Source organism: Pseudomonas sp. 5P_5.1_Bac1 (assembly GCF_025466015.1).
Taxonomy (GTDB): Bacteria; Pseudomonadota; Gammaproteobacteria; order Pseudomonadales; family Pseudomonadaceae; genus Aquipseudomonas.
The window spans coordinates 182,697-206,896 of the sequence record NZ_JANLNX010000117.1; the positions used below are offsets into that span (position 1 = coordinate 182,697).

The 24,200-nt window shown below is 63.4% G+C and carries 17 protein-coding genes; 12 read left to right on the forward strand and 5 right to left on the reverse strand.

Annotated elements, in window-relative coordinates; all coding sequences use genetic code 11:
- Positions 1–3: 3 nt before the first annotated feature.
- Positions 4–1,494, reverse strand: a complete 1,491-nt coding sequence (locus tag NTD82_RS28350) for an APC family permease (protein WP_262131123.1) — start codon at positions 1,492–1,494, stop codon at positions 4–6.
- Between the two features lie 483 nt (positions 1,495–1,977).
- Here NTD82_RS28350 and mqo point away from each other — a divergent pair, with 483 nt between their 5' ends.
- The 9 genes from mqo (at position 1,978) to NTD82_RS28395 (ending at position 18,844) form a co-directional block, all read left to right on the forward strand.
- A complete protein-coding gene (gene mqo / locus NTD82_RS28355; protein ID WP_262131195.1) occupies positions 1,978–3,630 on the forward strand; it encodes a malate dehydrogenase (quinone) in 1,653 nt (550 codons plus the stop codon).
- Positions 3,631–3,787: 157 nt separating this feature from the next.
- Positions 3,788–4,981 carry an aromatic amino acid transaminase gene (locus tag NTD82_RS28360; RefSeq protein ID WP_262131124.1) on the forward strand — a complete coding sequence of 398 codons (1,194 nt, stop codon included), beginning with the start codon at positions 3,788–3,790 and terminating at the stop codon, positions 4,979–4,981.
- Positions 4,982–5,345: 364 nt separating this feature from the next.
- The gene (locus NTD82_RS28365) at positions 5,346–6,626 is read left to right on the forward strand and encodes a serine/threonine transporter (RefSeq protein ID WP_262131125.1); all 1,281 of its coding nucleotides are present in this window, start codon (positions 5,346–5,348) and stop codon (positions 6,624–6,626) included.
- A 175-nt stretch (positions 6,627–6,801) separates the two neighbouring features.
- The gene (gene tpx / locus NTD82_RS28370; RefSeq protein ID WP_095155211.1) at positions 6,802–7,302 is read left to right on the forward strand and encodes a thiol peroxidase; all 501 of its coding nucleotides are present in this window, start codon (positions 6,802–6,804) and stop codon (positions 7,300–7,302) included.
- A 199-nt stretch (positions 7,303–7,501) separates the two neighbouring features.
- Complete coding sequence (locus NTD82_RS28375; protein WP_262131126.1) at positions 7,502–8,818, forward strand: MdtA/MuxA family multidrug efflux RND transporter periplasmic adaptor subunit; 1,317 nt, start codon at positions 7,502–7,504, stop codon at positions 8,816–8,818.
- Positions 8,815–11,913 (forward strand): MdtB/MuxB family multidrug efflux RND transporter permease subunit, encoded by a 3,099-nt coding sequence (locus NTD82_RS28380; protein WP_262131127.1) that lies wholly within the window; start codon positions 8,815–8,817, stop codon positions 11,911–11,913. The genes NTD82_RS28375 and NTD82_RS28380 overlap by 4 nt, the downstream gene beginning before the upstream one ends.
- A gap of 52 nt (positions 11,914–11,965) precedes the next feature.
- Positions 11,966–15,079, forward strand: a complete 3,114-nt coding sequence (locus tag NTD82_RS28385) for an efflux RND transporter permease subunit (RefSeq protein WP_262131128.1) — start codon at positions 11,966–11,968, stop codon at positions 15,077–15,079.
- Positions 15,076–16,560 carry an efflux transporter outer membrane subunit gene (locus NTD82_RS28390; RefSeq protein WP_095155208.1) on the forward strand — a complete coding sequence of 495 codons (1,485 nt, stop codon included), beginning with the start codon at positions 15,076–15,078 and terminating at the stop codon, positions 16,558–16,560. Before NTD82_RS28385 ends, NTD82_RS28390 begins: the two co-directional genes overlap by 4 nt.
- 199 nt (positions 16,561–16,759) lie before the next feature.
- The gene (locus tag NTD82_RS28395; protein ID WP_262131129.1) at positions 16,760–18,844 is read left to right on the forward strand and encodes a putative bifunctional diguanylate cyclase/phosphodiesterase; all 2,085 of its coding nucleotides are present in this window, start codon (positions 16,760–16,762) and stop codon (positions 18,842–18,844) included.
- A 3-nt stretch (positions 18,845–18,847) separates the two neighbouring features.
- Here NTD82_RS28395 and NTD82_RS28400 read toward each other — a convergent pair whose 3' ends face one another.
- Both NTD82_RS28400 and NTD82_RS28405 read right to left on the reverse strand, forming a co-directional pair.
- Complete coding sequence (locus tag NTD82_RS28400; RefSeq protein WP_095155206.1) at positions 18,848–19,108, reverse strand: DUF1652 domain-containing protein; 261 nt, start codon at positions 19,106–19,108, stop codon at positions 18,848–18,850.
- Positions 19,109–19,467: 359 nt separating this feature from the next.
- Complete coding sequence (locus NTD82_RS28405) at positions 19,468–20,115, reverse strand: DUF1345 domain-containing protein (RefSeq protein WP_262131130.1); 648 nt, start codon at positions 20,113–20,115, stop codon at positions 19,468–19,470.
- A gap of 142 nt (positions 20,116–20,257) precedes the next feature.
- Between NTD82_RS28405 and xerC the strand changes: the two genes are divergently transcribed.
- On the forward strand, positions 20,258–21,172 hold the full coding sequence (gene xerC, locus NTD82_RS28410; RefSeq protein ID WP_095155204.1) for a tyrosine recombinase XerC: 915 nt from the start codon (positions 20,258–20,260) through the stop codon (positions 21,170–21,172).
- A gap of 162 nt (positions 21,173–21,334) precedes the next feature.
- Entirely contained in the window at positions 21,335–21,829 is a 495-nt protein-coding gene (locus tag NTD82_RS28415; protein ID WP_095155203.1) for a hypothetical protein, read from the forward strand.
- Positions 21,830–21,946: 117 nt separating this feature from the next.
- Here NTD82_RS28415 and NTD82_RS28420 read toward each other — a convergent pair whose 3' ends face one another.
- Positions 21,947–22,204 carry an acyl carrier protein gene (locus NTD82_RS28420; protein ID WP_159985237.1) on the reverse strand — a complete coding sequence of 86 codons (258 nt, stop codon included), beginning with the start codon at positions 22,202–22,204 and terminating at the stop codon, positions 21,947–21,949.
- 238 nt (positions 22,205–22,442) lie between these two features.
- Here NTD82_RS28420 and NTD82_RS28425 point away from each other — a divergent pair, with 238 nt between their 5' ends.
- The gene (locus NTD82_RS28425; RefSeq protein ID WP_262131131.1) at positions 22,443–22,943 is read left to right on the forward strand and encodes a hypothetical protein; all 501 of its coding nucleotides are present in this window, start codon (positions 22,443–22,445) and stop codon (positions 22,941–22,943) included.
- A gap of 64 nt (positions 22,944–23,007) precedes the next feature.
- Here NTD82_RS28425 and NTD82_RS28430 read toward each other — a convergent pair whose 3' ends face one another.
- Positions 23,008–24,195, reverse strand: coding sequence for a type II secretion system F family protein (locus tag NTD82_RS28430; RefSeq protein ID WP_262131132.1), 1,188 nt, complete (start codon positions 24,193–24,195; stop codon positions 23,008–23,010).
- Positions 24,196–24,200 lie beyond the last annotated feature (5 nt).

Consider the following 24,200-nt stretch of genomic DNA (forward strand, 5'->3'; position numbering starts at 1 on the left):
TGATCAGTCGACGGCGCGACCGGCGAAGCTGAGGCTGGTGGCGATACGGCGATGAGGCTTGGCGATCAGCAGGTACGCCAGGCCGAACAGGGCCAGGACGGAGAACACCACCACCACCGCCCACACCTGGAACCACGGCGCGCCGGGCGGCGCCAGCAGTTCCCGCGGCCAGGCCACGTTGACCGCTTCGAAGAGCAGCCAGCACACCGCGATGATGTTGATCACCAAGCCTTTGCGGCCCAGTTGCAGGGCGCCTTTGGCCGGGTCCCAGCGACCGCTCAGGCGGGCGTACAAGGCGCTGACGCTGACGATCAGGAAGACGAAGAAGAAGCCGCCGCTGCCAAAGGCGATCAGCGTGCCCACCGCCGTGGCGTTCAGGCCCAGGCCGAGGCCGAGGCTGGCCACCAGGGTGCTGAAGACCATCGCCGCCATTGGCACTTTGCGTCGGTCGACCCGGCGCAGCAGCGCGGAACCCGGCAGGATGCCGTCGCGGGCCATGCCGAAGATGGCCCGGCCGATGTAGGTCTGCACCGAGACCACGCAGGCGACGAACGCGATCAGCACGATGGCGACGAAGGGCCGCTCGGCCCAGGCGCCGAAGGCATCCACCACCGCCGGGGTCACCGGGTCGATGATTTGTCCGCTGACCACCGCGGCCGGGTCCTTGAACGACAGGGTCACGGCGAAGGCGGTGAGCATCACGGTCAGGCCCACCACCAGCATCGAGCGCAGGATCGCCCGCGGGGTGGAGACTCGGGCGTCGGTGGTTTCTTCGGAGAGTTGCGAGCAGGCATCGAAGCCGAGGAAGGCCCAGCCACACACCGCCAGCGCGGTGAGCAGGCCGCTCACGTAAGAACCGCCGGACGCGCTTTCGGCGCCCATGCTGGTGAACAGCAGGCTGAAATCATGGTTGCGGAAGAACAGCAGCAACAGCACGCCGATGCCGATGGAGGCGATGGCTTCGGCGAAGATTCCGGCGTTGACGAAGTACTTCAGCGGGTTGATGCCCAGCAGGTTGACTCCCAGGCCCAGCGCCAGCAGCGCCGCGCCGCAGGCCACCTGGGTGTTGGCCGAGGGCGGTTCGTTGGTGATCAGCAAGCCGAGCCAGAAACCGCCGAGGTAGGCCACGGTGGTCAGTGACGCCAGCGCCGCGGCCAGATAAAGGAAGCCGGTGAACCAGGCCAGGCGGTCACCCACCAGCCGGCGCACCCATTGATAGCAGCCACCGGCCAGCGGGAACTGCGACGACAGTTCGGCGTAGACCAGGGCCACGCTCAGTTGCAGCAACAGGCACAGCGGCACGATCCACACCCAGGACGGCCCGATGCTGATGGCGCCGAGGGACATCACCGAATAGATGCCGACCACCGGGGAAATGGTGGCGAAGCCGACGGAAAACGACGACCACAGGCTCAGGCCGCGGTCCAGCTCCTGGCGATAGCCGTGGCTGGCGAGCAGGTGCTCGTCTTGGTTGGACGGAAGAGGGACGGGCATTGGGGATCCTCGGCAGGTATTGGAGTTGTTATCGAGATCCGGTGCCTCTGTGGACACTCGGCTGCCCCGGGTTGGGCCGGGCGGGTTCCAGGCCAGAGTATGTCGGCTTCGCATCAGGAAAAATTCATCGTTGCGATGGCTGGCATCAGGATTTTTTGATGTTTGCCGTTCGCGTCGACGCCTGGTCGGCGCAAAAGAACACCCGATGTCGTTCGTCCTGTCTATGAGTATCGCCGCGCAAACCCGTGCCGTGACCTGAAACGTTGCACGGCAGGCCGCGCGGGCTGAGCTAGCCTTTGAACTGTTCGCCGGTCGCGGCCCTCGAAGCCATGTGCTTCACGGACCGCCATCGGGCTTCGCTTGCCTTGCGTGCATCAAGGCGCGAAGACCGCGGCACGGGGTGCCGGCGGTCGGTCCAATGGGCAGGGAATTCACGCCAATCACATCGAGGCTCGCCTCGTGGGAGAAAACATGACGATCGGGATGAAATGGAGAGCGGCGTTCGCCGGGCTGACGTTGCTGTGCGGCTTCGCCAGCGCGCAGGCCGCCGAGACGAAGAAGGTCGACGTGCTGCTGGTGGGCGGCGGCATCATGAGCTCGACCCTGGCAATCTGGCTCAACGAACTGGAGCCAGGCTGGTCGATGGAACTGGTCGAGCGTCTGGACAAGGTCGCCAACGAGAGCTCCAACGGCTGGAACAACGCCGGCACCGGCCACTCGGCCCTGGCCGAGTTGAATTACACACCGGAAAAAGACGGCAAGGTGGACATCACCAAGGCCGTGGAAATCAACGAATCCTTCCAGATCACCCGGCAGTTTCTCGCCTGGCAGGTGAAGAACGGCGTGCTGAAGAATCCCCGTTCGTTCATCAACAGCACGCCGCACATGAGCTTTGTCTGGGGCGACGACAACATCCGCTTCCTGAAGAAACGCTACGAAGCGCTGCAGGCCAGCCCGCTGTTCCGGCCCATGCAGTACTCGGAAGACCCCGAGCAGATCAAGAAATGGGTGCCGCTGATGATGGACGGGCGTGATCCGCAGCAGAAGCTCGCGGTCACCTGGACGCCCATCGGCACCGACGTCAACTTCGGCGAAATCACCCGGCAGTACGTGGCCTACCTGCAGACCCGGCCGAACTTCAGCCTGAAACTGTCCAGCGAGGTCGAGGACATCACCCGCAACGACGACGGTTCGTGGCGCGTCGAGTACAAGAACCTCAAGGACGGCAGCAAATCCACCACCGACGCCAAGTTCCTGTTCATCGGTGCCGGTGGCGCGGCCTTGCCGCTGCTGCAGAGATCCGGCATCGCCGAGGCCAAGGACTACGCCGGCTTCCCGGTCGGCGGCTCGTTCCTGGTCACCGACAACCAGGACATCGCCCTGCAACACATGGCCAAGGCCTATGGCATCGCCTCCACCGGCGCGCCGCCGATGTCGGTGCCGCACCTGGACACCCGGGTGCTGGACGGCAAACGGGTGATTCTGTTCGGGCCGTTCGCCACGTTCTCTACCAAGTTCCTCAAGGAAGGCTCCTACCTCGACCTGTTCGCCAGCATGTCGCTGCACAACACCTGGCCGATGATGCGCGTGGGCCTGCGTGAGTTCGACCTGGTGAAATACCTGGTCGGCCAAGTGATGCAGTCCGATGACGACCGCTTTGCCGCGTTGCAGACCTACTTCCCCAAAGCCAAGAAGGAAGACTGGCGCCTGTGGCAGGCCGGCCAGCGCGTGCAGATCATCAAGAAGGACGAAAACCAGGGCGGTGTGCTCAAGCTCGGCACCGAAGTGGTCGCCTCCAAGGACGGCACCATCGCCGGCCTGCTGGGCGCCTCGCCGGGCGCTTCCACCGCGCCGCCGATCATGCTCGACCTGATGCAGAAGGTGTTCAAGGACCGTCTCGCCTCGTCGGCCTGGCAGGAAAAGCTGAAACAGATCATCCCCAGCTACGGCATGCACCTGAACGACCATCCTGATCTGGTCGCCAAAGAGTGGGCCTACACCAACGAGGTGCTGCAACTGGCCCCGGCGCCAGGCATCGACCAGCGCCAGGATCCGGCCAATCCGGACAACATCGATCCGCTGGGACAGAAGACCGGCAACGCCGACCCGGACCTCAATCCAGACGCCGGTAACTAACCGCGCGTTTGCATCCGGCAGGGCGACTGTCGGATGCAAACGTCCCACGTGCAGTTCTGCACTGAACGGTTGCACCAAGGGCATGTTCCTGCGCCCGCACTCCGGGTATCCTCGACACACTTTGTTCGATTGACCCTGTCCCAAGGAGTTGCGCGCTGTGTTCAAACATGTCGATGCCTATGCCGGCGATCCTATCCTCTCGTTGATGGAGACCTTCAAGACCGATCCTCGGGCCAACAAGGTCAACCTGAGCATCGGCCTGTATTACGACGCCGCCGGCGTGGTGCCGCAACTGGCGGCGGTGGGCGAGGCCGAGAAGCGCCTGGCCGACAAGCCCCACGAAGCCTCGCTGTACCTGCCGATGGAAGGCCTGGCCGGCTACCGTCAGGCGATCCAGAACCTGCTGTTCGGCGCCGATCACCCGGCCGTGACCAGCGGCCGTGTCGCCACCGTGCAGACCGTCGGCGGTTCCGGCGCACTGAAAGTCGGCGCCGACTTCCTCAAGCGCTACTTCCCTGAATCGCAGGTCTGGGTCAGCGATCCAACCTGGGACAACCACCGCGCGATCTTCGAAGGTGCCGGTTTCAAGGTTCACACCTACCCGTACTTCGACCAGAACACCGGCGGCGTCAACTTCGACGGCATGCTCGCGGCGCTGCAGACCCTGCCGGCCAACAGCATCGTCCTGCTGCACCCGTGCTGCCACAACCCCACCGGCGCCGACCTGAACCAGGAGCAATGGCAACAGGTGATCGAGGTGGTCAAGGCGCGCAACCTGATCCCGTTCCTCGACATCGCCTACCAGGGCTTCGGCGCGGGCCTGCTGGACGACGCCTTCGCCATCCGCGAAGCGGCGCGTGCCGGCGTACCGTGCCTGGTCAGCAACTCGTTCTCGAAGATCTTCTCGCTGTACGGCGAGCGGGTAGGGGGCCTGTCGGTGGTCTGCGACGACGCCGACACCATGCAAAGCGTGCTCGGCCAGCTCAAGGCCACTGTGCGCCGCAACTACTCCAGCCCGCCTGCGTTCGGCGCGCAACTGGTGGCGACGGTGTTGAACGATGCCGGCCTGAATGCCCAGTGGGTGGCGGAAGTCGAGCAGATGCGCCTGCGCATCCTGGAAATGCGCCAAGGTCTGGTGGACGCCCTCGCGGTGTTGCTGCCGGGCCAGGACTTCTCGTTCTTCCTCAGCCAGCGCGGCATGTTCAGCTACACCGGCTTCAGCGTGGCCCAGGTGCGTCGCCTGCGTGACGAGTTCGGTGTGTACCTGATCGACAGCGGCCGCGTGTGCATGTCGGGCGTACGCCCGGACAACCTGCAACAAGTGGCCGAGGCGTTTGCTGCGGTGCAGTGATCTTTCGCACTTCATCCGATCGCCTGGTACAAGACCTTGTAGGAGCGGCTTCAGCCGCGATTGGCCGCGGCAGCGGCCACAAAACCGGAATTCCGGGTGCATCAGCCTATTCGGGATTCAGGTTTTACGACGGCTTCGCCGCCGTTCGCGGCTGAAGCCGCTCCTACAGTGCGGCCTTTAGCAACCCCCTCGGTTTTCAGTCTGTCCCCGCACCGCAACGGTGCAACCATTCCTCGGACAGGGCTTTGCAAGTGCAACCTTTCAGCGCACAATCGCGCCCCTCTTTGATGGCCGGGGTGCGTTGAGGCGTCTGTTTCGCCACTTCCGGCGCTGTTGCAGTCTTGCGTGTGGAGTTGCACCCGGAATGAATGAGCAGGCCCCGAGCGTTGAACAACGCTTTGAATCGACCCCAGCCGCGACCCTCGGTAGCTGGGCCCGTCAAGACACCACCTGGATGCTCGGCCTGTTCGGCACCGCGATCGGCGCCGGTACGCTGTTCCTGCCGATCAACGCCGGCCTCGGCGGCTTCTGGCCGCTGCTGATCCTGGCGCTGCTGGCGTTCCCGATGACTTATTACGCGCACCGCGGCCTGACCCGCTTCGTCCTCTCCGGGCGCGGCGACGGCGATATCACTGAAGTTGTCGAAGAACACTTCGGTCTCAGCGCCGGTGCGATGATCACCGTGCTGTACTTCCTCGCCATCTTCCCGATCCTGCTGATCTACAGCGTTGCGCTGACCAACACCGTCGGCAGTTTCATGGAGCATCAACTGCACATCCAGCCGCCGCCGCGGGCGCTGCTGTCGTTCGTGCTGATCCTCGGCTTGCTGGCCGTGGTGCGTTGCGGTGAGCAGGCCACGGTCAAGGCAATGAGCCTGCTGGTTTATCCGTTCATCGTGGCCCTGGCGTTTCTCGCGGTATTCCTGGTTCCGCACTGGAACGGCGGCATCCTCGCCACCGCCAGTGAACTGCCGGCGGGCGGCGCCTTCCTGCATACCCTGTGGCTGGCGATCCCGGTCATGGTGTTTTCCTTCAACCATTCGCCGATCATCTCGGCCTTCGCCGTCGACCAGAAACGCCGCTACGGCGAGCACGCCGACCAGCGCAGCGGGCAGATCCTGGCCCGTGCGCACCTGCTGATGGTGGCGATGGTGATGTTCTTCGTCTTCAGTTGCGTGCTGACCCTGAGCCCGGCGCAGTTGGCCGAAGCCAAGGCGCAGAACCTGTCGATCCTGTCCTACCTGGCCAACCACTTCAGCAACCCGACCATCGCCTTCGCCGCGCCGCTGATTGCCTTCGTCGCTATTGCCAAGTCGTTCCTCGGCCACTACATCGGCGCCAGCGAAGGCCTCAAAGGCATCATCCTCAAGACCGGCAAACGCCCCCAGGCCAAGACCCTGGACCGGGTGACCGCCGCGCTGATGCTGGTGGTGTGCTGGATCGTCGCCACGCTCAACCCGAGCATTCTCGGCATGATCGAAGCCCTGGGCGGCCCGGTGATCGCGGCGATCCTGTTCCTGATGCCGATGTACGCGATCCGCCGCGTGCCGGCGATGCGCAAATACGGTGGCGCGATGTCCAACGTATTCGTGACCCTGGTCGGGCTGGTGGCGCTGTCGTCGGTGGTGTATTCGCTGCTTCCCTGATGCTTGTGGCGCGACGGTCCGGAGGGCCGTCGCGACAGATTGTTCGGTTTTTTAACCCCATTTTGTCCACAAAAATTGTCCGGCAATTCAACAATTTGCATTCCGCCCATAGGTGGACGCCGACTTTCGTGCTTAACTCTGGGTCCTTTTATCCTCTCGCATAAGGACTCCGTTCATGGCTCAAGTGACTCTCAAAGGCAATCCGGTTCAGGTCAACGGCGAGCTGCCGAAAGCCGGCGCTCAGGCGCCAGCGTTTTCGCTGGTCGGCGAGGGCCTGGCTGATGTGTCGCTGAAGGACTTCGCCGGCAAGCGCAAAGTGCTGAACATCTTCCCGAGCGTCGACACCCCGACTTGCGCCACCTCCGTGCGCAAATTCAACGCCCAGGCCAATGAACTGGCCAACACCGTGGTGCTGTGCGTATCCGCCGACCTGCCGTTCGCCCAGGCGCGTTTCTGCGGCGCCGAAGGCCTGACCAACGTGAAGAACCTGTCGACCCTGCGCGGTCGCGAGTTCCTCGAAAACTACGGCGTTGCCATTGCCGACGGCCCGCTGGCCGGCCTGGCCGCCCGTGCCGTAGTCGTCGTCGATGAGAACGACAAGGTGCTGCACAGCGAGCTGGTTGGCGAAATCGCCGAAGAGCCGAACTACGAGGCAGCCCTGGCTGTCCTGAAGTAAGTCGCTCGCGGGCTTGCCCGCAAAAACCTGAAACGTGATGACGGCCTGGCTTTGTCCAGGCCGTTTTCATTTAAAGTTCAGGGCCTTGGCTACGTCAGTGATCAGTAAATTGCCGGTAAAGGCGCTTTGCTAATCGGTCCCGAGTGCTTATCGTTCAGCCTCCTTCAAAGTTTCCTGCGCAGATATGGTCGGTCAACCCATGCAATCTTCCTCCCGTTCTTCCCGCCGCTGGCTGTTCAGCCTGTTGATTCTGTTGCTGGTCGCCGGCCTGTGCTGGTGGCTGTGGCCGGCATCGACGACAACCAAGGCCCCGGCCAAAGGCGAGGCGCCGGCAGTGGGCCGGCGCGGCGGCGCGGGTCCCATGGGTGGTCCGGGGCGTCCGGGCTTCGGCAACTCGACCGCCACGGTTCCGGTGCGCGTAGCGTCCGCAGCGGTGGGCGACTTCCCGCTGTATTACAAGGCGCTGGGCACGGTCACCGCGACCAACACGGTCAACGTGCGCAGCCGGGTGGCGGGGGAGTTGGTCAAGGTGCACTTCCAGGAAGGCCAGCAGGTCAAGGCCGGCGACCTGCTCGCCGAGATCGATCCGCGCAGCTACCAGATCGCCTTGCAACAGGCCGAAGGCACCCTGGCGCAGAACCAGGCGCAACTGAAGAACGCCCAGATTGACCTGGCGCGCTATAAAGGCCTGTTCGCCGAAGACAGCATCGCCAAGCAGACCCTCGATACCCAGGCCGCGTTGGTCGCGCAGTACGAAGGCACGATCAAGACCAACCAGGCGGCGGTCAACGACGCCAAGCTGAACCTGGACTTCACTAAAATCCGCGCGCCTATCGGCGGTCGCCTCGGCCTGCGTCAACTGGACCTGGGCAACCTGGTGGCGGCCAACGACACCACCGCGCTGGTGGTGATCACCCAGACCCAACCGATCACCGTCGCCTTCACCCTGCCGGAAACCGACCTGGACACCGTGCTCGCGCGCTTCCGCAGTGGCGCGCCGCTGCCGGTCGAGGCCTGGGACCGCGGCGACACTCGCCAGCAGGCCGTCGGTGTGCTGCGCAGCCTCGACAACCAGATCGACATCACCACCGGCACGCTGAAATTCAAGGCGCGTTTCGAGAACCAGGACGAAGCGCTGTTCCCCAACCAGTTCGTCAACGTGCGCCTGCTCGCCGACACCCAGAAAGACGTGATCACCGCCCCGGCGGCGGCGATCCAGTTCGGCACCAACGGCACCTTCGTCTATGTCGTGGACGCGGAGAACAAGGTGCATATCCGCACCCTCAAGCTGGGCGCCAGCGACGGCGAGCGCACGGTGATCAAGGAAGGCCTGGCCAAGGGCGAGCGGGTGGTGCTGGAAGGCACCGATCGCCTGCGCGACGGCACCGTGGTTGACGTGGTGGACGACGCCGCCGAGGTTCCGACGACGCCCGGCCAGCATTTGCAAGGCCAGGACAAAAACGATGTCTCGGCCGTGCCTGAGCGTCCGGCCCGTCAAGGCAAGGCTGGCGCATGAACCTCTCGCGGCTGTTCATCCTCCGTCCGGTTGCCACCACGCTGAGCATGCTGGCCATCGTCCTGGCCGGCCTGATCGCCTACAAATTGCTGCCGGTGGCGGCCTTGCCCCAGGTGGATTACCCGACCATCCGGGTCATGACCCTCTATCCGGGCGCCAGTCCGCAGGTAATGACCAGCGCCGTGACCGCGCCGCTGGAGCGCCAGTTCGGGCAGATGCCGGGCCTGACACAGATGGCGTCCACCAGTTCCGGTGGCGCGTCGGTGCTGACCCTGCGCTTCAGCCTGGAAATGAACATGGATGTCGCCGAGCAACAGGTCCAGGCCGCGATCAACGCCGCCAGCAACCTGCTGCCCAGCGACCTGCCGGCACCGCCGGTGTACAACAAGGTCAACCCGGCGGACACCCCGGTGCTGACCCTGGCGATTTCCTCGAAAACCATGCCGTTGCCCAAGCTCAATGACTTGGTCGACACCCGCATGGCGCAGAAGATCGCCCAGATCAGCGGCGTCGGCATGGTCAGCATCGCCGGCGGCCAGCGCCAGGCGGTGCGGATCAAGGTCAACCCCGAGGCGCTGGCCTCGGCGGGGCTGAACCTTGCCGATGTGCGCACCCTGGTCGGTGCCTCCAACGTCAACCAGCCGAAGGGCAACTTCGACGGCCCGACCCGGGTGTCGATGCTCGACGCCAACGATCAACTGCGCTCCCCCGAGGAATACGCCAACCTGATCCTCGCCTACGCCAACGGCGCGCCGCTGCGCCTGAAGGATGTCGCCGAGATCGTCGACGGTGCCGAGAACGAGCGCCTGGCGGCCTGGGCCAACCAGAACCAGGCGGTGTTGCTGAACATCCAGCGCCAGCCGGGGGCCAACGTCATCGAGGTGGTGGACCGGATCAAGCAGATGCTGCCGTCGATTACCGACAACCTGCCGGCCGGCCTCGACGTGGTGGTGCTCACCGACCGCACCCAGACCATCCGCGCCTCGGTCAAGGACGTGCAGCATGAACTGCTGATCGCCATCGCCCTGGTGGTGATGGTCACGTTCCTGTTCCTGCGCCGGGTCAGTGCGACCATCATTCCGTCGGTCGCGGTGCCGCTGTCGTTGATCGGCACCTTCGGCGTGATGTACCTGGCCGGCTTCTCGATCAACAACCTGACCCTGATGGCGCTGACCATCGCCACCGGTTTCGTGGTGGACGATGCCATCGTCATGCTGGAGAACATCGCCCGTCATATCGAGGAAGGGGAGACGCCGTTGCAGGCGGCGCTCAAGGGCGCCCGGCAGATCGGTTTCACCCTGATCTCGCTGACCTTCTCGCTGATCGCGGTATTGATCCCGCTGCTGTTCATGGCCGATGTCGTGGGGCGGCTGTTCCGCGAATTCGCCATCACCCTGGCGGTGGCGATCCTGATTTCCCTGGTGGTGTCCCTGACCCTGACGCCGATGATGTGCGCGCGCTTGCTCAAGCGCGAGCCGAAGGAAGAAGAGCAGGGCCGTTTCTACCGTGCCAGCGGTGCCTGGATCGACTGGATGATCGAGCATTATGGCCGCGGCCTGCAGTGGGTCCTGCGGCACCAGCCGCTGACCTTGCTGGTGGCGGTGGCGACCCTGGGCCTGACCGTGCTGCTGTATCTGGTGGTGCCCAAGGGCTTCTTCCCGGTGCAGGACACCGGGGTGATCCAGGGTATTTCCGAGGCGCCGCAGTCGATCTCCTTCACCGCCATGAGCCAGCGCCAGCAGGAACTGGCCGCGTTGGTTCTCGAAGACCCGGCGGTGGAAAGCCTGTCGTCCTATATCGGTGTCGATGGCGACAACGCGACGCTGAACAGCGGTCGTCTGCTGATCAACCTCAAGCCCCACGGCGAGCGCGACCTCACCGCGGCCCAGGTGATCGCCCGCCTGCAACCACGGGTCGACCGCCTCAGCGGCATCCGCCTGTTCATGCAGCCGGTGCAGGACCTGAGCATCGAGGACCGGGTCAGCCGCACCCAGTACCAGTTCAGCCTGTCTTCGCCGGATGCCGAGTTGCTGTCGACGTGGAGCGACACCCTGGTGCAGACCCTACAACAGCGGCCGGAACTCACCGACGTTGCCAGTGACTTGCAGGACAAGGGCCTGCAAGTCTTCCTGGTGATCGACCGCGACGCCGCCAGCCGCCTCGGCGTGACCGTCTCGGAAATCACCAATGCGCTGTATGACGCCTTTGGCCAGCGGCAGATTTCCACCATCTACACCCAGGCCAGCCAGTACCGCGTGGTGCTGCAGGCCGCCGCCGCGTCGAGCATCGGGCCCAAGGTGCTGGATCAGATCTATGTCAAGACTACCGATGGCGCGCAGGTCCGGCTGTCGGCCCTGGCTCGCGTCGAGGAACGTCAGGCGCAACTGGCTATCGCTCATATCGGCCAGTTCCCGGCGGTGATGATGTCGTTCAACCTGGCCGAAGGCGTGTCCCTGGGCGAGGCGGTGCAGGTCATCGAGCAGGTGCAGAAGGACATCGGCATGCCGCTGGGCGTGCAGACCCGCTTCCAGGGTGCGGCCGAAGCCTTCCAGGCCTCGCTGTCGAGCACCCTGCTGCTGGTGCTCGCCGCCGTGGTGACCATGTACATCGTGCTCGGCGTGCTCTACGAGAGCTACATCCACCCGATCACCATCCTCTCGACCCTGCCGTCGGCGGCGGTGGGCGCCTTGCTGGCGCTGATACTCACCGGCAATGACCTGGGGATGATCGCCATCATCGGCATCATCCTGCTGATCGGTATCGTCAAGAAAAACGCGATCATGATGATCGACTTCGCCCTTGAAGCCGAACGCAACCAGGGCATGGACCCGCAGACCGCGATCTACCAGGCCGCACTGCTGCGTTTCCGGCCGATCCTGATGACCACCCTGGCGGCGTTGTTCGGCGCCGTGCCACTGATGCTCGCCAGCGGCTCCGGCGCCGAGCTGCGCCAGCCGCTGGGCCTGGTGATGGTCGGCGGGCTGCTGGTCAGCCAGGTCCTCACGCTGTTCACCACACCGGTGATCTACCTGTACTTCGATCGCCTGGCGCGCCGTTTCAAACCTGAACAGAACGTTGTGGAGGAAGCGGTGTGATCAGCCTTCGCAACCCTGCTCGTAGCGTGCAGCTTGTCATCTGGAGCTGCCCTTGAACCTGTCCGGCCCGTTTATCCGTCGCCCGGTGGCGACCATGCTGCTGAGCCTGGCGATCTTGCTGCTGGGCGGTGTCAGCTTCGGCCTGTTGCCGGTGGCGCCGCTGCCGAAGATGGACTTCCCGGTGATCGTGGTCTCGGCCAGCCTGCCGGGCGCCAGCCCCGAGGTCATGGCGGCGACGGTGGCGACGCCGCTGGAGCGCAAGTTGGGCACCATCGCCGGCGTCACCACCCTGACCAGCAGTTCCAGCCAGGGCTCGACCCGGGTGATTCTCGGCTTCGACCTGGACCGTGACATCGACGGCGCCGCACGGGAAGTGCAGGCGGCGATCAACGCCACGCGCAACCTGTTGCCGAGCGGCATGCGCAGCATGCCCACCTACAAGAAGATCAACCCGTCGCAGGCACCGATCATGGTGCTGTCGCTGACCTCCGAGGTGTTGCAGAAGGGGCAGTTGTACGATTTGGCGTCGACCATCCTGTCCCAGAGCCTGTCCCAGGTATCCGGCGTGGGCGAGGTGCAGATCGGCGGCAGCTCGCTGCCGGCGGTGCGCATCGAGCTTGAGCCGAAGAGGCTCACCCAGTACGGCCTGTCCCTGGATGACGTGCGCGAAACAGTGGCGGCGGCCAACCAGCGCCGGCCCATGGGTTTTGTCGAGGATGCCGGCCGCAACTGGCAGGTGCGCGCCAATGACCAACTGGAGAAAGCCAAGGACTACGAGCCGCTGGTGATCCGTTACCAGAACGGTTCGGTGCTGCGCCTGAGCGATGTGGCGAAAGTCAGCGACGGCGTGGAAAACCGCTACAACAGCGGCTTCTTCAATGACGACGAGGCGGTGCTGCTGGTGATCAACCGCCAGACCGGCGCCAACATCATCGAGACCGTGGAGCAGATCAAGGCGCAGTTGCCGGCCTTGCAGTCGCTGCTGCCGTCCAGCGTCCAGTTGAATATCGCCATGGACCGCTCGCCGGTGATCAAGGCGACCCTCAAGGAAGCCGAGCACACCCTGCTGATCGCGGTGGTGCTGGTGATCCTGGTGGTCTACCTGTTCCTCGGCAATTTCCGCGCTTCGCTGATCCCGACGCTGGCGGTGCCGGTGTCGCTGGTGGGCACCTTCGCGGTGATGTACCTGTGCGGTTTCTCGCTGAACAACCTGTCGCTGATGGCGCTGATCCTCGCTACCGGATTGGTGGTGGACGACGCCATCGTGGTGCTGGAGAACATTTCCCGGCATATCGAGGACGGCCAGCCGCCGATGCGCGCGGCCTACCTCGGGGCCAAGGAAGTGGGTTTCACCCTGCTGTCGATGAACGTGTCGCTGGTGGCGGTGTTTGTCTCGATCCTGTTCATGGGCGGCATTGTCAATGCGCTGTTCCGCGAGTTCTCCATCACCATGGCGTCGGCGATCATTGTCTCGCTGGTGGTGTCGCTGACCCTGACCCCGATGCTCTGCGCCCGCTGGCTCAAGCCCCATGCCCACGACGCCGGACAGACCCGCCTGCAACGCTGGAGCGACAGCCTGAACCGACGCATGATCGCCGGCTACGACCGCAGCCTCGGCTGGGCGCTGCGCCATCGCAAGCTGACCTTGTTCAGCCTGCTGCTGGCCATCGGCGTGAATATCGCGCTGTATGTGGTGGTGCCCAAGACCCTGATGCCGCAGCAGGATACCGGCCAGTTGCAGGGCTTCATCCGCGGCGACGACGGCCTGTCGTTCACCGTGATGCAGCCGAAAATGGAAATCTACCGCCGCGCCTTGCTCGCCGATCCGGCGGTGCAGAGCGTGGCCGGCTTTATCGGCGGCAACAGCGGCACCAACAACGCCATGGTGCTGGTGCGCCTCAAGCCGATTGCCGAGCGCAAGCTGGACGCGCAGAAGGTGATCGAGCGGCTGCGCAAGGAAATGCCACAAGTGCCGGGCGGCCGCCTGTTCCTGATGGCCGACCAGGACCTGCAACTGGGTGGCGGTGGCCGCGACCAGACCACTTCGCAGTACCTCTACACCTTGCAGAGCGGTGATTTACAGGCGCTGCGCGAGTGGTACCCGAAAGTCGTGGCGGCGCTGCGTGCGCTGCCGGAACTGACCGCCATCGACGCCCGTGACGGCAGCGGCACCCAGCAGGTGACCCTGGTGGTCGACCGCGAGCAGGCCAAGCGCCTGGGCATCGACATGAGCATGGTCACCGCGGTGCTGAACAACGCCTACAGCCAGCGGCAGATCTCCACCATCTACGACAGCCTCAATCAGTATCAGGTGGTGATGGAGATCAACCCGAAATATGCCCAGGACCCCAGCACCCTGGAGCAGGTCGAGGTGATCACCGCCGATGGCGCGCGGGTGCCGCTGTCCACGTTCGCCCGCTACGAGAACAGCCTGGCCAACGACCGGGTCAGCCACGAAGGGCAGTTCGCCTCCGAGGACATCTCTTTCGATGTCGCCGAAGGCCACAGCCCCGATCAGGCCCTGGCCGCGGTGGAGCGGGCGGTGGCCAAGGTCGGCTTGCCGGAGTCGGTGATCGCCAAGCTTGGCGGCACCGCCGACGCCTTCAGCAAAACCCAGCAAGGCCAGCCGCTGATGATTCTTGGCGCCCTGGTGCTGGTGTACCTGGTGCTGGGCATCTTGTACGAAAGCTACATTCACCCGCTGACCATCCTCTCGACCCTGCCGTCGGCCGGGGTAGGGGCTTTGCTTACGCTCTACGTCACCGGCGGCGAGTTCAGCCTGATCTCGCTGCTGGGGCTGTTCCTGCTGATCGGCGTGGTCAAGAAGAACGCCATTCTGATGATCGACCTGGCGCTGCAACTGGAGCGTCACGAGGGCCTCGGCCCGGAAGAATCGATCCGCCGCGCCTGCCTGCTGCGCCTGCGACCGATCCTGATGACCACCCTGGCCGCGATTCTCGGCGCCTTGCCGCTGTTGCTCGGCACCGCCGAAGGCTCGGAAATGCGCCAGCCGCTGGGCGTGACCATCATCGGCGGCCTGGTCTTCAGCCAGATGCTCACGCTTTACACCACCCCGGTGGTCTACCTCTATCTGGACCGTCTGCGCCATCGCTTCAACCGCTGGCGCGGAGTGCGGACCGACGCTGCCCTGGAAACCCCGCTATGAGTCAACCTGTCTTGCTTTCCGATTCTTCGCTGTTGCGCCTGCTCGGCGCCCGGGGCTCGCGCCTGCTGGCGGCCAGCCTGTGCGTGGCGATGCTCAGCGCTTGCACCTTGAGTCCCGATTACCAGCGCCCGGAGATGAATACCGCGGTGCCGTTCAAGCATGCTGAAGGCTGGACCCAGGCCAACCCGTCCGACGCGCTGGCCCGCGGCGCCTGGTGGGAGCTGTACGGCGACGCGCAACTGAACGCGCTGGTCGAGCAGCTCAATGCCAGCAACCAGACCGTGCGCCAGTACGAGGCCCAGTACCGCCAGGCCCAGGCCCTGGTGCGCAGCTCCCGCGCGTCGCTGTTCCCCAGCCTCGACCTCAGCGCCGGCAAGACCCGTTCCAGCCAGGGCACCGGCAGCAGCAGTTCGAGCCTGAGCAACAACAGCAGCGGCATCCGCGACACCTACAGCACCCAGTTGGGCGTCAGTTGGGAAATCGACCTGTGGGGCAAGCTGCGTGAAGGCCTGAATGCCGACGAGGCGAGTGCCGAAGCGAGCCTGGCCGACATGGCGGCGATGCGCCTGAGCCTGCAGTCCGAGCTGGTACAAAACTACCTGCAATTGCGCGTGATGGACGAACAGAAGCGCCTGCTTGAAGCGACCCTGGCGACCTATCAGCGCTCGCTGAAAATGACCCAGAACCAGTACAAGGCGGGGGTTTCCGGCAAGGACGCGGTGGCCCAGGCGCAAACCCAGCTCAAGAGCACCGAGGCCGACCTGGTGGACCTGGTCTGGCAGCGCGCGCAACTGGAAAACGCCATCGCCGTGCTGATGGGCAAGCTGCCGGCGGAGTTCGCCCTGGCGCCGACCACCACGATCCCGGGATTGCCGCAGATTCCACTGGAATTGCCGTCGCAACTGCTGGAGCGGCGCCCCGATATCGCCTCGGCCGAGCGCAAGGTCATGGCGGCTAACGCCGGAATCGGTGTTGCCCGCGCCGCTTACTTCCCGGATTTGAGCCTGAGCTTGAGCGGTGGCTACAGCAGTAGCACCTTCAGCAACTGGATCAGCTTGCCGAACCGCTTCTGGTCGGTGGGCCCGAGCCTGGCCATGACCCTGTTCGATGCCGGCAAGCGTTCGGCGGAAGTCGACCGGACCGTGGCGGTCTACGACCAGACCGTGGCGCAGTACCGGCAGACCGTACTGGATGGTTTCCGCGAAGTGGAAAACTACCTGGTCCAGCTCAAGGTCTACGGCGACGAGGCGAATGTGCGCCAGGAGGCGCTGGAATCGGCGCGTGAATCGCTGCGCCTGACCGAGAACCAGTACCGGGCAGGGCTGATCGGCTATCTGGATGTGGTCAACGTGCAGACCACCGCCCTCAGCAACGAGCGAAGTGCGCTGACCCTGTTGCAGGGTCGGTTGGTGGCCAGCGTGCAGTTGATCGCGGCCTTGGGCGGTGGCTGGGATGCGCAACAGGCGTTTACCGAGGAGTGATCCGCCGCCGTCGCAAAGCGTCGGCCACGCATGATTCTGTGGGAGCGGCCCTTCGCGGCTAACAGCTCCCACAGTTCCGCGGCAAATCACCCTTCACCAACCGGCTGAAACTCCGTGCGTTTCGCGAAAGGTTGAGTACAATCATCGGCTTTTATGGGCTGGCAAATTGCCCTATCCAGCCCCATTCGTGGAAAGCCTCATGTTGATTGGCAGTTACTCACCTACTCTGGTCGTCATCTCTCTGTGTGTGGCGATCCTGGCTTCCTACACCGCCCTTGACCTCACCGGACGCCTGGCCACGGCCAAGGGGCGGGCGGTCTATCTGTGGATGGGCGGTGGCGCGCTGGCCATGGGCATGGGCATCTGGTCGATGCATTTCATCGGCATGCTCGCCTTCAGCCTGCCGATCCAGTTGGGCTACGACCTCACCCTGACCGTGCTGTCGCTGGTCATCGCGGTACTGTCTTCGGGCTTTGCCCTGTGGCTGGTCAGCCAGACCAGCCTGCCGCTACACATGTTGCTGCTGGGCGCCGGGATCATGGGCGCGGGTATCAGTTGCATGCACTACACCGGCATGGCGGCGCTGCGCATGCAGCCGGGTATCGAGTACGACGTTGCGCTGTTTGGCCTGTCGCTGCTGATCGCAGTCGGGGCGTCGATGGCGGCGCTGTGGATCGCCTTCCGCCTGCGCCGCCACACGCCCTATGTACGCCAGATACGCGGCGGGGCGGCGGTGGTCATGGGCGTGGCGATTGTCGGCATGCACTACACCGGCATGGCCGCGGCGAACTTCCCGGAGGGCAGTTTCTGCGGTGCCTTCAACGAGGGCGTGAGCGGCGATGGCCTCGATTATCTGGTGCTGATCACCACCCTGGCGGTGCTTGCCGTGGCCCTGTTGACCTCGGTGCTGGACGCCCGCCTGGAGGCGCGCACCGCTGATCTGGCGCGCTCGCTGACCCTCGCCAACCAGGAACTCACCCAACTGGCGCTGCACGACACCCTGACCGGCTTGCCCAACCGCACCCTGCTGGCCGACCGCATCGACCAGGCGATGAGCAAAGTGGCGGAACATGGCGGTTGTTTTGCGCTGATGTTCATCGATCTGGACGGCTTCAAGCCGGTCAACGATGCCTTCGGCCACCACACCGGTGACCAGTTGCTCAAGGAAGTCGCCCTGCGCTTGCGCGGCCATCTGCACAGCCAGGACACCCTGGCGCGGATCGGCGGTGACGAATTCGTCCTGCTGGTTGAGCTGGAAGATCCGGACGACGCGGTCAGCGTCGCGGCAAAACAGGTCAATCTGGTCTCCCGTTCCTTCCGCGTGGCGGAGCAGAGCCTGCAGATTTCCGCCAGCATCGGCATCGTGCTCTATCCCGGCAACGGCAATGACCAGCACGAGTTGCTGCGCAACGCCGACGCCGCCATGTACCACGCCAAGAACGCGGGCAAGAATGGCTACAGCTTCTTCGACGTATCGATGAACAGCAACGCGCGCCTGCAACTGCAATTGCTCCAAGATTTGCGCACGGCGGTGGAGCAGAAGCAGTTCCGGCTGTTCTACCAGCCCAAGTTCGACGCCGTGGGCCGCCATCCGATCGGTGCCGAGGCGCTGGTGCGCTGGGACCACCCGAGCATGGGCCTGCTGCTGCCGGACCGCTTCATCGTCCTCGCGGAAAAGACCGGCCTGATCATCCCCATTGGCGAATGGGTGCTGGAAGAAGCCTGCCGGCAGATGCGCATCTGGTTCGACCAGGGCCATAGCGACTGGCGCATTGCGGTCAACCTCTCGGCCATCCAGTTCTGCCATGCCGGACTGGTCGACAGCGTGGCCGCGGCGCTCGAACGCAACAACCTGCCGCCCAACAGCCTGACCCTGGAAATCACCGAAACTACCGCCATGCACGATGCCGACGCCAGCCTCTGTGTGCTGCAGCGGCTGTCGGACATGGGCGTGGATTTGTCGATCGATGACTTTGGCACCGGCTATTCGAGCCTGATGTACCTCAAGCGTCTGCCGGCCAACGAGCTGAAGATCGACCGCGGTTTCGTCCGCGACCTGGAGCACGACAGCGATGATGCGGCGATCGTCTCGGCAATCGTCGCCCTGGGGCAGGCTTTGGGTTTGCGGATCGTTGCCGAAGGCGTGGAAACCGACCGTCAACAGGATTTCCTGACGCGGCTGGGCTGTGATTCGTTGCAGGGTTACTTGCTCGGCCAGCCGGTGCCGCCCGAGCGTTTTCTGAGTGATATCGAGAAGGTGATGACTAACCAGGCCCGACCCTGACTGTCAGGCGGTGCGCTGCAGGGCGCAGGACGGCTGGAAGGCTTCCAGTTCGTCCTCCACCGCTTCGATGATCCGTTCCACATCGTGAGCGGCCATGACGGTGGAGCAAGGGATGCCAGCAATGGCCAGCAGGGTCTCGCCGGTGGCCCGGTCGAACAGACGGGCAACCATGCTGCGCGGGGCGTCCATGGTGGCTTCGAAGCCCAGCGGATGGAAATGCCAGCGCATCATCTGACATGCGCCTGGAAACGTGAGCTTGTTCATACAGGCCTCCTTGTATCGTGCTGCCGATAACCCTGAATGACATCCCGAATCTGGGCCTTTGGGGCCAGTGACTAACCATAGCAGCAATGAACCGCGTGAACGGGAATAATTCCCGGTTGTTTTTCCTGTTCCATGATGGGTGTCACATTCCGCTTTACCCGAAGGCGCAAGGCAAACGGTTTCTCTGTTGTTCGGGACATGGCGACCGCTAGTCGGTCTGGCGCTGTGGGGTTTGGTTTTCCGACCGGCGGCTGTGAGTTCCCTGTTTCAGGTTCTTCGCGGGGTACTGGGATGGACTTTGGGATTGGGTATTGGTGCTGTGGGTTATCCATCGCCCCCGGCCCCCAAGAAGGCCTGATTCAGCTCAGCAGCCCGGCAGCAATATTCAAGGTAAACCCAAGAATGGCCGTATTGAAGACAAAGCCGATCACCGAATGGGCCAGCACCACCCGGCGCATCCCGCGCCCCCCGACACCGATATCCGACGTCTGCACCGCGACGCTCAAGGTGAACGAAAAATAGTGGAAGTCCCAATAATCGGGATGGCGTTCACCGTCGGCGAAGCGCAGCAGCGGTTCACTGCCGTCATTGGTATAGAACAGGCGCGCATAATGCAGGCTGAAAATCGTGCCGATCAGCAGCCAGGAACCCGCGACCGTCAGCCCGGTGTAGCCGTAATGCAGGACCTTCTCCTGTCCGTGCAGATCACCGCTGCCGGCCAGTTGCAGGGTCACGGCGGCGAGGCTGGCCACGGCGGCGATACTGACCACGAACAACACCAGCGCGGCGTTTTCGTCTTCGACATCGGCGGTGCGGCGCACGGTTTCAGGCGTGGCGCCGAGGGTCAGGCCCAACACCAGCGCCAGGTACAGCCAAACCGCGAGGTTCCAGCCCGCCAGCACATGCTGCACGGTGTCGCCAGCGGGGATGAAGAAACCACCCAGGATTCCGATCAGGGCGGCGGCGCTCAGCCGTGGATGGGTATGGACCAGCTTGTGAAGTGCCATATGGACTCGCTGCAGGGAAGGGTGCGCCAACTGTAGTCCTTCGGCGGCATTGTCGTCAGGCAAAAGGGCTTGCCCGAGCGGGTGCGCTCGGTCATCCTGCGCGCCTTCGGTTACCGCCCCCGCTGTCGAGGAACCCCACGGTTTGCCTGAGTCACTGCCCAACCCGCTGCTGCAATACCTCGCCCGGCTGGCGCCTTCCAGCCAGTTGACCATGAAGTACATTCTTCAGGACGCCGCCGACCGCCTCGGTTTCGACGGCATCGATATCGTCGAAGTGCCCTGGCACCAGCTCGATCCCGCGCACGTGACCGATCTGGTGGCGGTGTTGCGCAGCGATGGCTACGCGCCCAACAGCTCGTCGCTGTACGTCAACGCCATTCGCGGGGTGATGAACGAAGCCTGGCGCCTCGGCCTGATCGACCAGGAGCGCCTGCTGCGCATCCGCGAGGTCAAGGCGGTGCAGGGCACACGCCTGCCGGTGGGGCGCAACCTCAAGCGCACGTTGATTCGCGAACTGATGGACGTCTGCGCCGCCGACCCACGGCCGCAGGGGCTGCGTGATGCCGCGGTGATCGCCTTGCTCTACGGCACCGGCATGCGCAAATCCGAGTCGGTCAACCTCGACCTGGCTCAGGTGGATTTCGCCGAGCGCAGCCTGCGGGTGCTGGGCAAGGGCAACAAACAACTGATCAAGTACGCGCCGGTCTGGGCCTTCGAAAAACTCAACGCCTGGCTGGCGTTCCGCCGCGAGCAATTGCCGGCGGGCCAGGAAGACGACAGCTTCCTGTTCAACCGCATCCGTCGCGGTAGCCACATCACCCGCGAACGCATCACCAAGCACGCCATCTATTACATCGCCCGCCAGCGCGGTCAGCAGGTCGGCGTGAAGATCATGCCCCATGATTTCCGCCGGTCCTTCATTACCCGGGTGATCGAAGAACACGATCTGTCGATTGCCCAGAAACTGGCGCACCACAGCAACATCCAGACCACCGCCAACTACGACATGCGCGACGACAATGAACGGCGGCGGGCGGTGGATCGGTATGACTATTGAACAGGCGGTTCAATCATCGTCACGGCAACTTTCCTGCTCGGGATACCTGATATTTCTGTCAGTTTCAGGAACATTCGTATTGCCCTAGCCTGAGCGTCACCAGCATCAGCAACGTTGATAGTTATCTGGTGACTTTTAATGACTCAGTCGAGGACCTGTAACATGGACAACATTATCCGCAATGGTGATTTTCGTCAGGGGTTGGCCGATTGGAAAGCCAATCATCTGGTGAACACCGCCGAAGACGGTGGCTTGCATTACGCCTACTTTGGGCAAGGCATCCAGATTCGTCAGGCATTCAGTGGCCTCGAGGGCGGCACTGATTACCTCTTCCGCCTGGAAACCAGCGCGCTGCCATTGGAAAATGACTCCAGTCTGTCATTCGGCGATTCAGAACCGTCTACCTGGCCAGTACGGTCTGATGGTTTTCTCCTGGCCTACATGTCGGTGTCCTTGTTCGATGGTGCCATGACACACATCATCACGCGGCGTTGTGTCGCCTATCCATCGTGGGGATTGGCCGCGTTCAGATTCACGGCGCCAGTGGGATTTAAGTCCGGGATCGCAACTATTGTCATCCCGTCCGGAGAGTCCCAGCCTGATATCGAGATGGGCGTCACCAATGTTGAAATCATCAAAGCCTTGAACCGCAAGTAAGTGGCGCATGCCCACGGTATTCATGGGCCAGAAAAACCCGAGAAGTTGTCGGCATTCGGCGGCTGGCTTCTCGGGTAAGCGTGGCGTGGGTTATTTAAACCGGTCTGTTTCGCTGGATCATTCGATTGGCCTTTCACAGCACACTTTCACGTGTTCGATCAGTTGGCCAACTGTCGCGAAATCAATACTGACTTCATCGGGGATTTCAATGCTGAACTGATCCTCGACCATGATCAGGATCTCCAGTGCGTCCATCGAGTTGACGGCGAGGTCATCGCGAAAACGCTTGTCTCGCGTTACCTGGTTGTGGGGAAGGTGTTTTTTGTCGGCGACGATGGAATAGATGAGTGTTTCGGGATCGCTGGTTATGTTCATGATCATGCTCCGCAGTCCACAAGGGACAGGGCCATTTCAGCAGAGCCTGGGTTGAAGTAAAACTGACAGAAATATCAGTGGGTCATTGCTGAAGTGCGAGGCAAGTTCGTATTCGGTGATCTGACATGAGCGCCGCACCTGACATTTCTACCAGTATCCAGACCAGTGGCCCAGGCGTAGCGTGTACTGATGCTTCCGGCCGGAGGCTTGGATGATGCAGGAACATAAGGAGACTGAAATGAGCAACATTATTAAAAATGGAAAGTTCATCGATGGCCTGGACGGTTGGAAAGCTGATCGCCTGGTGGAAGTTGGCACGCATGAACAGACTAAATATGTGAATTTGAAACCGGGTACCCTGATTACCCAGCCGGACCTTCCCATTGAAGGTGGCGTGACGTGGCTCTTCAGGCTTATCGCCTCCGCTTTCCCATTGACTGGAACACCGGTGGATTGGGCAACGCAGAAAACGACAATGCAATTGCAGGCGCTCTCAAAAGGGGCGGCAGAGCCACACGCGGATAAACCAATGATGAGCCTGCAATTCAACGATGGTGGAAACCAGGGTTGGTTCGCGTTCAAGCCTATCCCTGCCTATCCCAGTTGGGGCGGAGCCGGGTTCGTGGTTGATGTTCCTCCTGAAGCCAAGTTTGTAACCGTGAGGTTGAATTACCCGGCTGCAGACGGCCAGCCCGGTGCACCTATCGCGATTAGCAACATTGATCTGAGCAAGAACTGATCAAGGAACGGTGTGTGCTGAGAGGGCTTATCCACTCCGATCGTTGTTGCGCGTTGTTCAGCGTCTAATGAATGCTAGAAGCCAGTTCAAAGATTGGCATATACATCAGGATCACGATCAGCCCTATCAGCAGTCCGATAAACGTCATCAGCAGCGGTTCGAACAAACGCACGAACCACTCGATCCAGCGCCCGATCTCGGCGTCATAGAAGTCCGCGCTGCGCTCCATCATCTGGCCGACGTTGCCCGACTGTTCGCCCGCCCGCAGCAAGCGCAGCGACACCGGCGTGACCAATTCGCCAGCCTCCAGCGCCGCCGACAGCGACACACCTTCGCGCACCCGCTCGCACGCCTGGTCGAGGCGCTCGGCGGCGCCGCTGCCGAGCAGGCCGCGGGCCATGCCCATGGCCGTGAGAATCGGGATGCCGCCTTGCAGCAAGATGCCCAGCGAACGGTAGAACCGCGCCAGTTCGTACATCACCAGCCGACGGTGCAAGGCGGGCAAACGCTGCAATTGCCGCCCCAGCCAGCGCCGCACCGGCGGCTGGCGCTGGAGCAGCGCGAGGGCCAGCGACAGCCCGACGCAACCAGCCAGCAGTTCGGTCTGCTGCCGTTGCAGAAACAACCCCGCGTACATCAGCCACTGCGACAGCCACGGCAGGTTGCTGCCCAGCCCTTCGAACACCAGGCTGAAGCGCGGCACCACATAGCCGAGCAGGAACAGCACCACTCCGCCGCCCACCAGCAATAGCAACAGCGGGTAGATCGAGGCACTGACGATCTTCTGCCGCACCTCGTCCAGGCGCTGGCGGTAGCCGACATAGCGGCGCAAGGCTTCGGCCAGGGCGCCGGTCTTTTCGCTGGACTGCACCAGCGCCACGTACAGCGGAGGGAAAACCGCGGGCAACTGCGCCAGCGCCTGGGAGCAGGATTTGCCCTCGTACAGCAGGCGCACCAGGGCATCGAGGGTCTTGCGCGCCTGGGGCGCGTTTTCTTTTTCCGCCAGGCTTTGCAGGGCATCGATCAGTGGCAGGCCGGCGTCCAGCAGGGTGCCCAACTCCTGGCTGAACAGCAGCAGGTCAAAATGTTCGCGCCGCGGCCGGCGCAGGCGTGCGAAGCGCTCGGCACTGCTCGCGCTGAGCACCCGCAAGCCTTGCCGCTCGGCCTGTTCGCGGGCCTGGGTAAGGTCCGCGGCGTCGACCTCGAGGGCGATCACCCCGGCCTTGCCCAACGCTTTCAGCTTGAATCGCATGGCAG

Coding starts and splice junctions, on each gene's coding strand:
- NTD82_RS28425 (WP_262131131.1), top strand. CDS start 22,443: ATGAGCAACATTATTAAAAATGGAAAGTTCATCGATGGCCTGGACGGT.
- NTD82_RS28420 (WP_159985237.1), bottom strand. CDS start 22,204: ATGAACATAACCAGCGATCCCGAAACACTCATCTATTCCATCGTCGCC.
- NTD82_RS28430 (WP_262131132.1), bottom strand. CDS start 24,195: ATGCGATTCAAGCTGAAAGCGTTGGGCAAGGCCGGGGTGATCGCCCTC.
- NTD82_RS28350 (WP_262131123.1), bottom strand. CDS start 1,494: ATGCCCGTCCCTCTTCCGTCCAACCAAGACGAGCACCTGCTCGCCAGC.
- NTD82_RS28380 (WP_262131127.1), top strand. CDS start 8,815: ATGAACCTCTCGCGGCTGTTCATCCTCCGTCCGGTTGCCACCACGCTG.
- tpx (WP_095155211.1), top strand. CDS start 6,802: ATGGCTCAAGTGACTCTCAAAGGCAATCCGGTTCAGGTCAACGGCGAG.
- NTD82_RS28395 (WP_262131129.1), top strand. CDS start 16,760: ATGTTGATTGGCAGTTACTCACCTACTCTGGTCGTCATCTCTCTGTGT.
- NTD82_RS28405 (WP_262131130.1), bottom strand. CDS start 20,115: ATGGCACTTCACAAGCTGGTCCATACCCATCCACGGCTGAGCGCCGCC.
- NTD82_RS28390 (WP_095155208.1), top strand. CDS start 15,076: ATGAGTCAACCTGTCTTGCTTTCCGATTCTTCGCTGTTGCGCCTGCTC.
- mqo (WP_262131195.1), top strand. CDS start 1,978: ATGAAATGGAGAGCGGCGTTCGCCGGGCTGACGTTGCTGTGCGGCTTC.
- NTD82_RS28365 (WP_262131125.1), top strand. CDS start 5,346: ATGAATGAGCAGGCCCCGAGCGTTGAACAACGCTTTGAATCGACCCCA.
- NTD82_RS28415 (WP_095155203.1), top strand. CDS start 21,335: ATGGACAACATTATCCGCAATGGTGATTTTCGTCAGGGGTTGGCCGAT.
- NTD82_RS28400 (WP_095155206.1), bottom strand. CDS start 19,108: ATGAACAAGCTCACGTTTCCAGGCGCATGTCAGATGATGCGCTGGCAT.
- NTD82_RS28375 (WP_262131126.1), top strand. CDS start 7,502: ATGCAATCTTCCTCCCGTTCTTCCCGCCGCTGGCTGTTCAGCCTGTTG.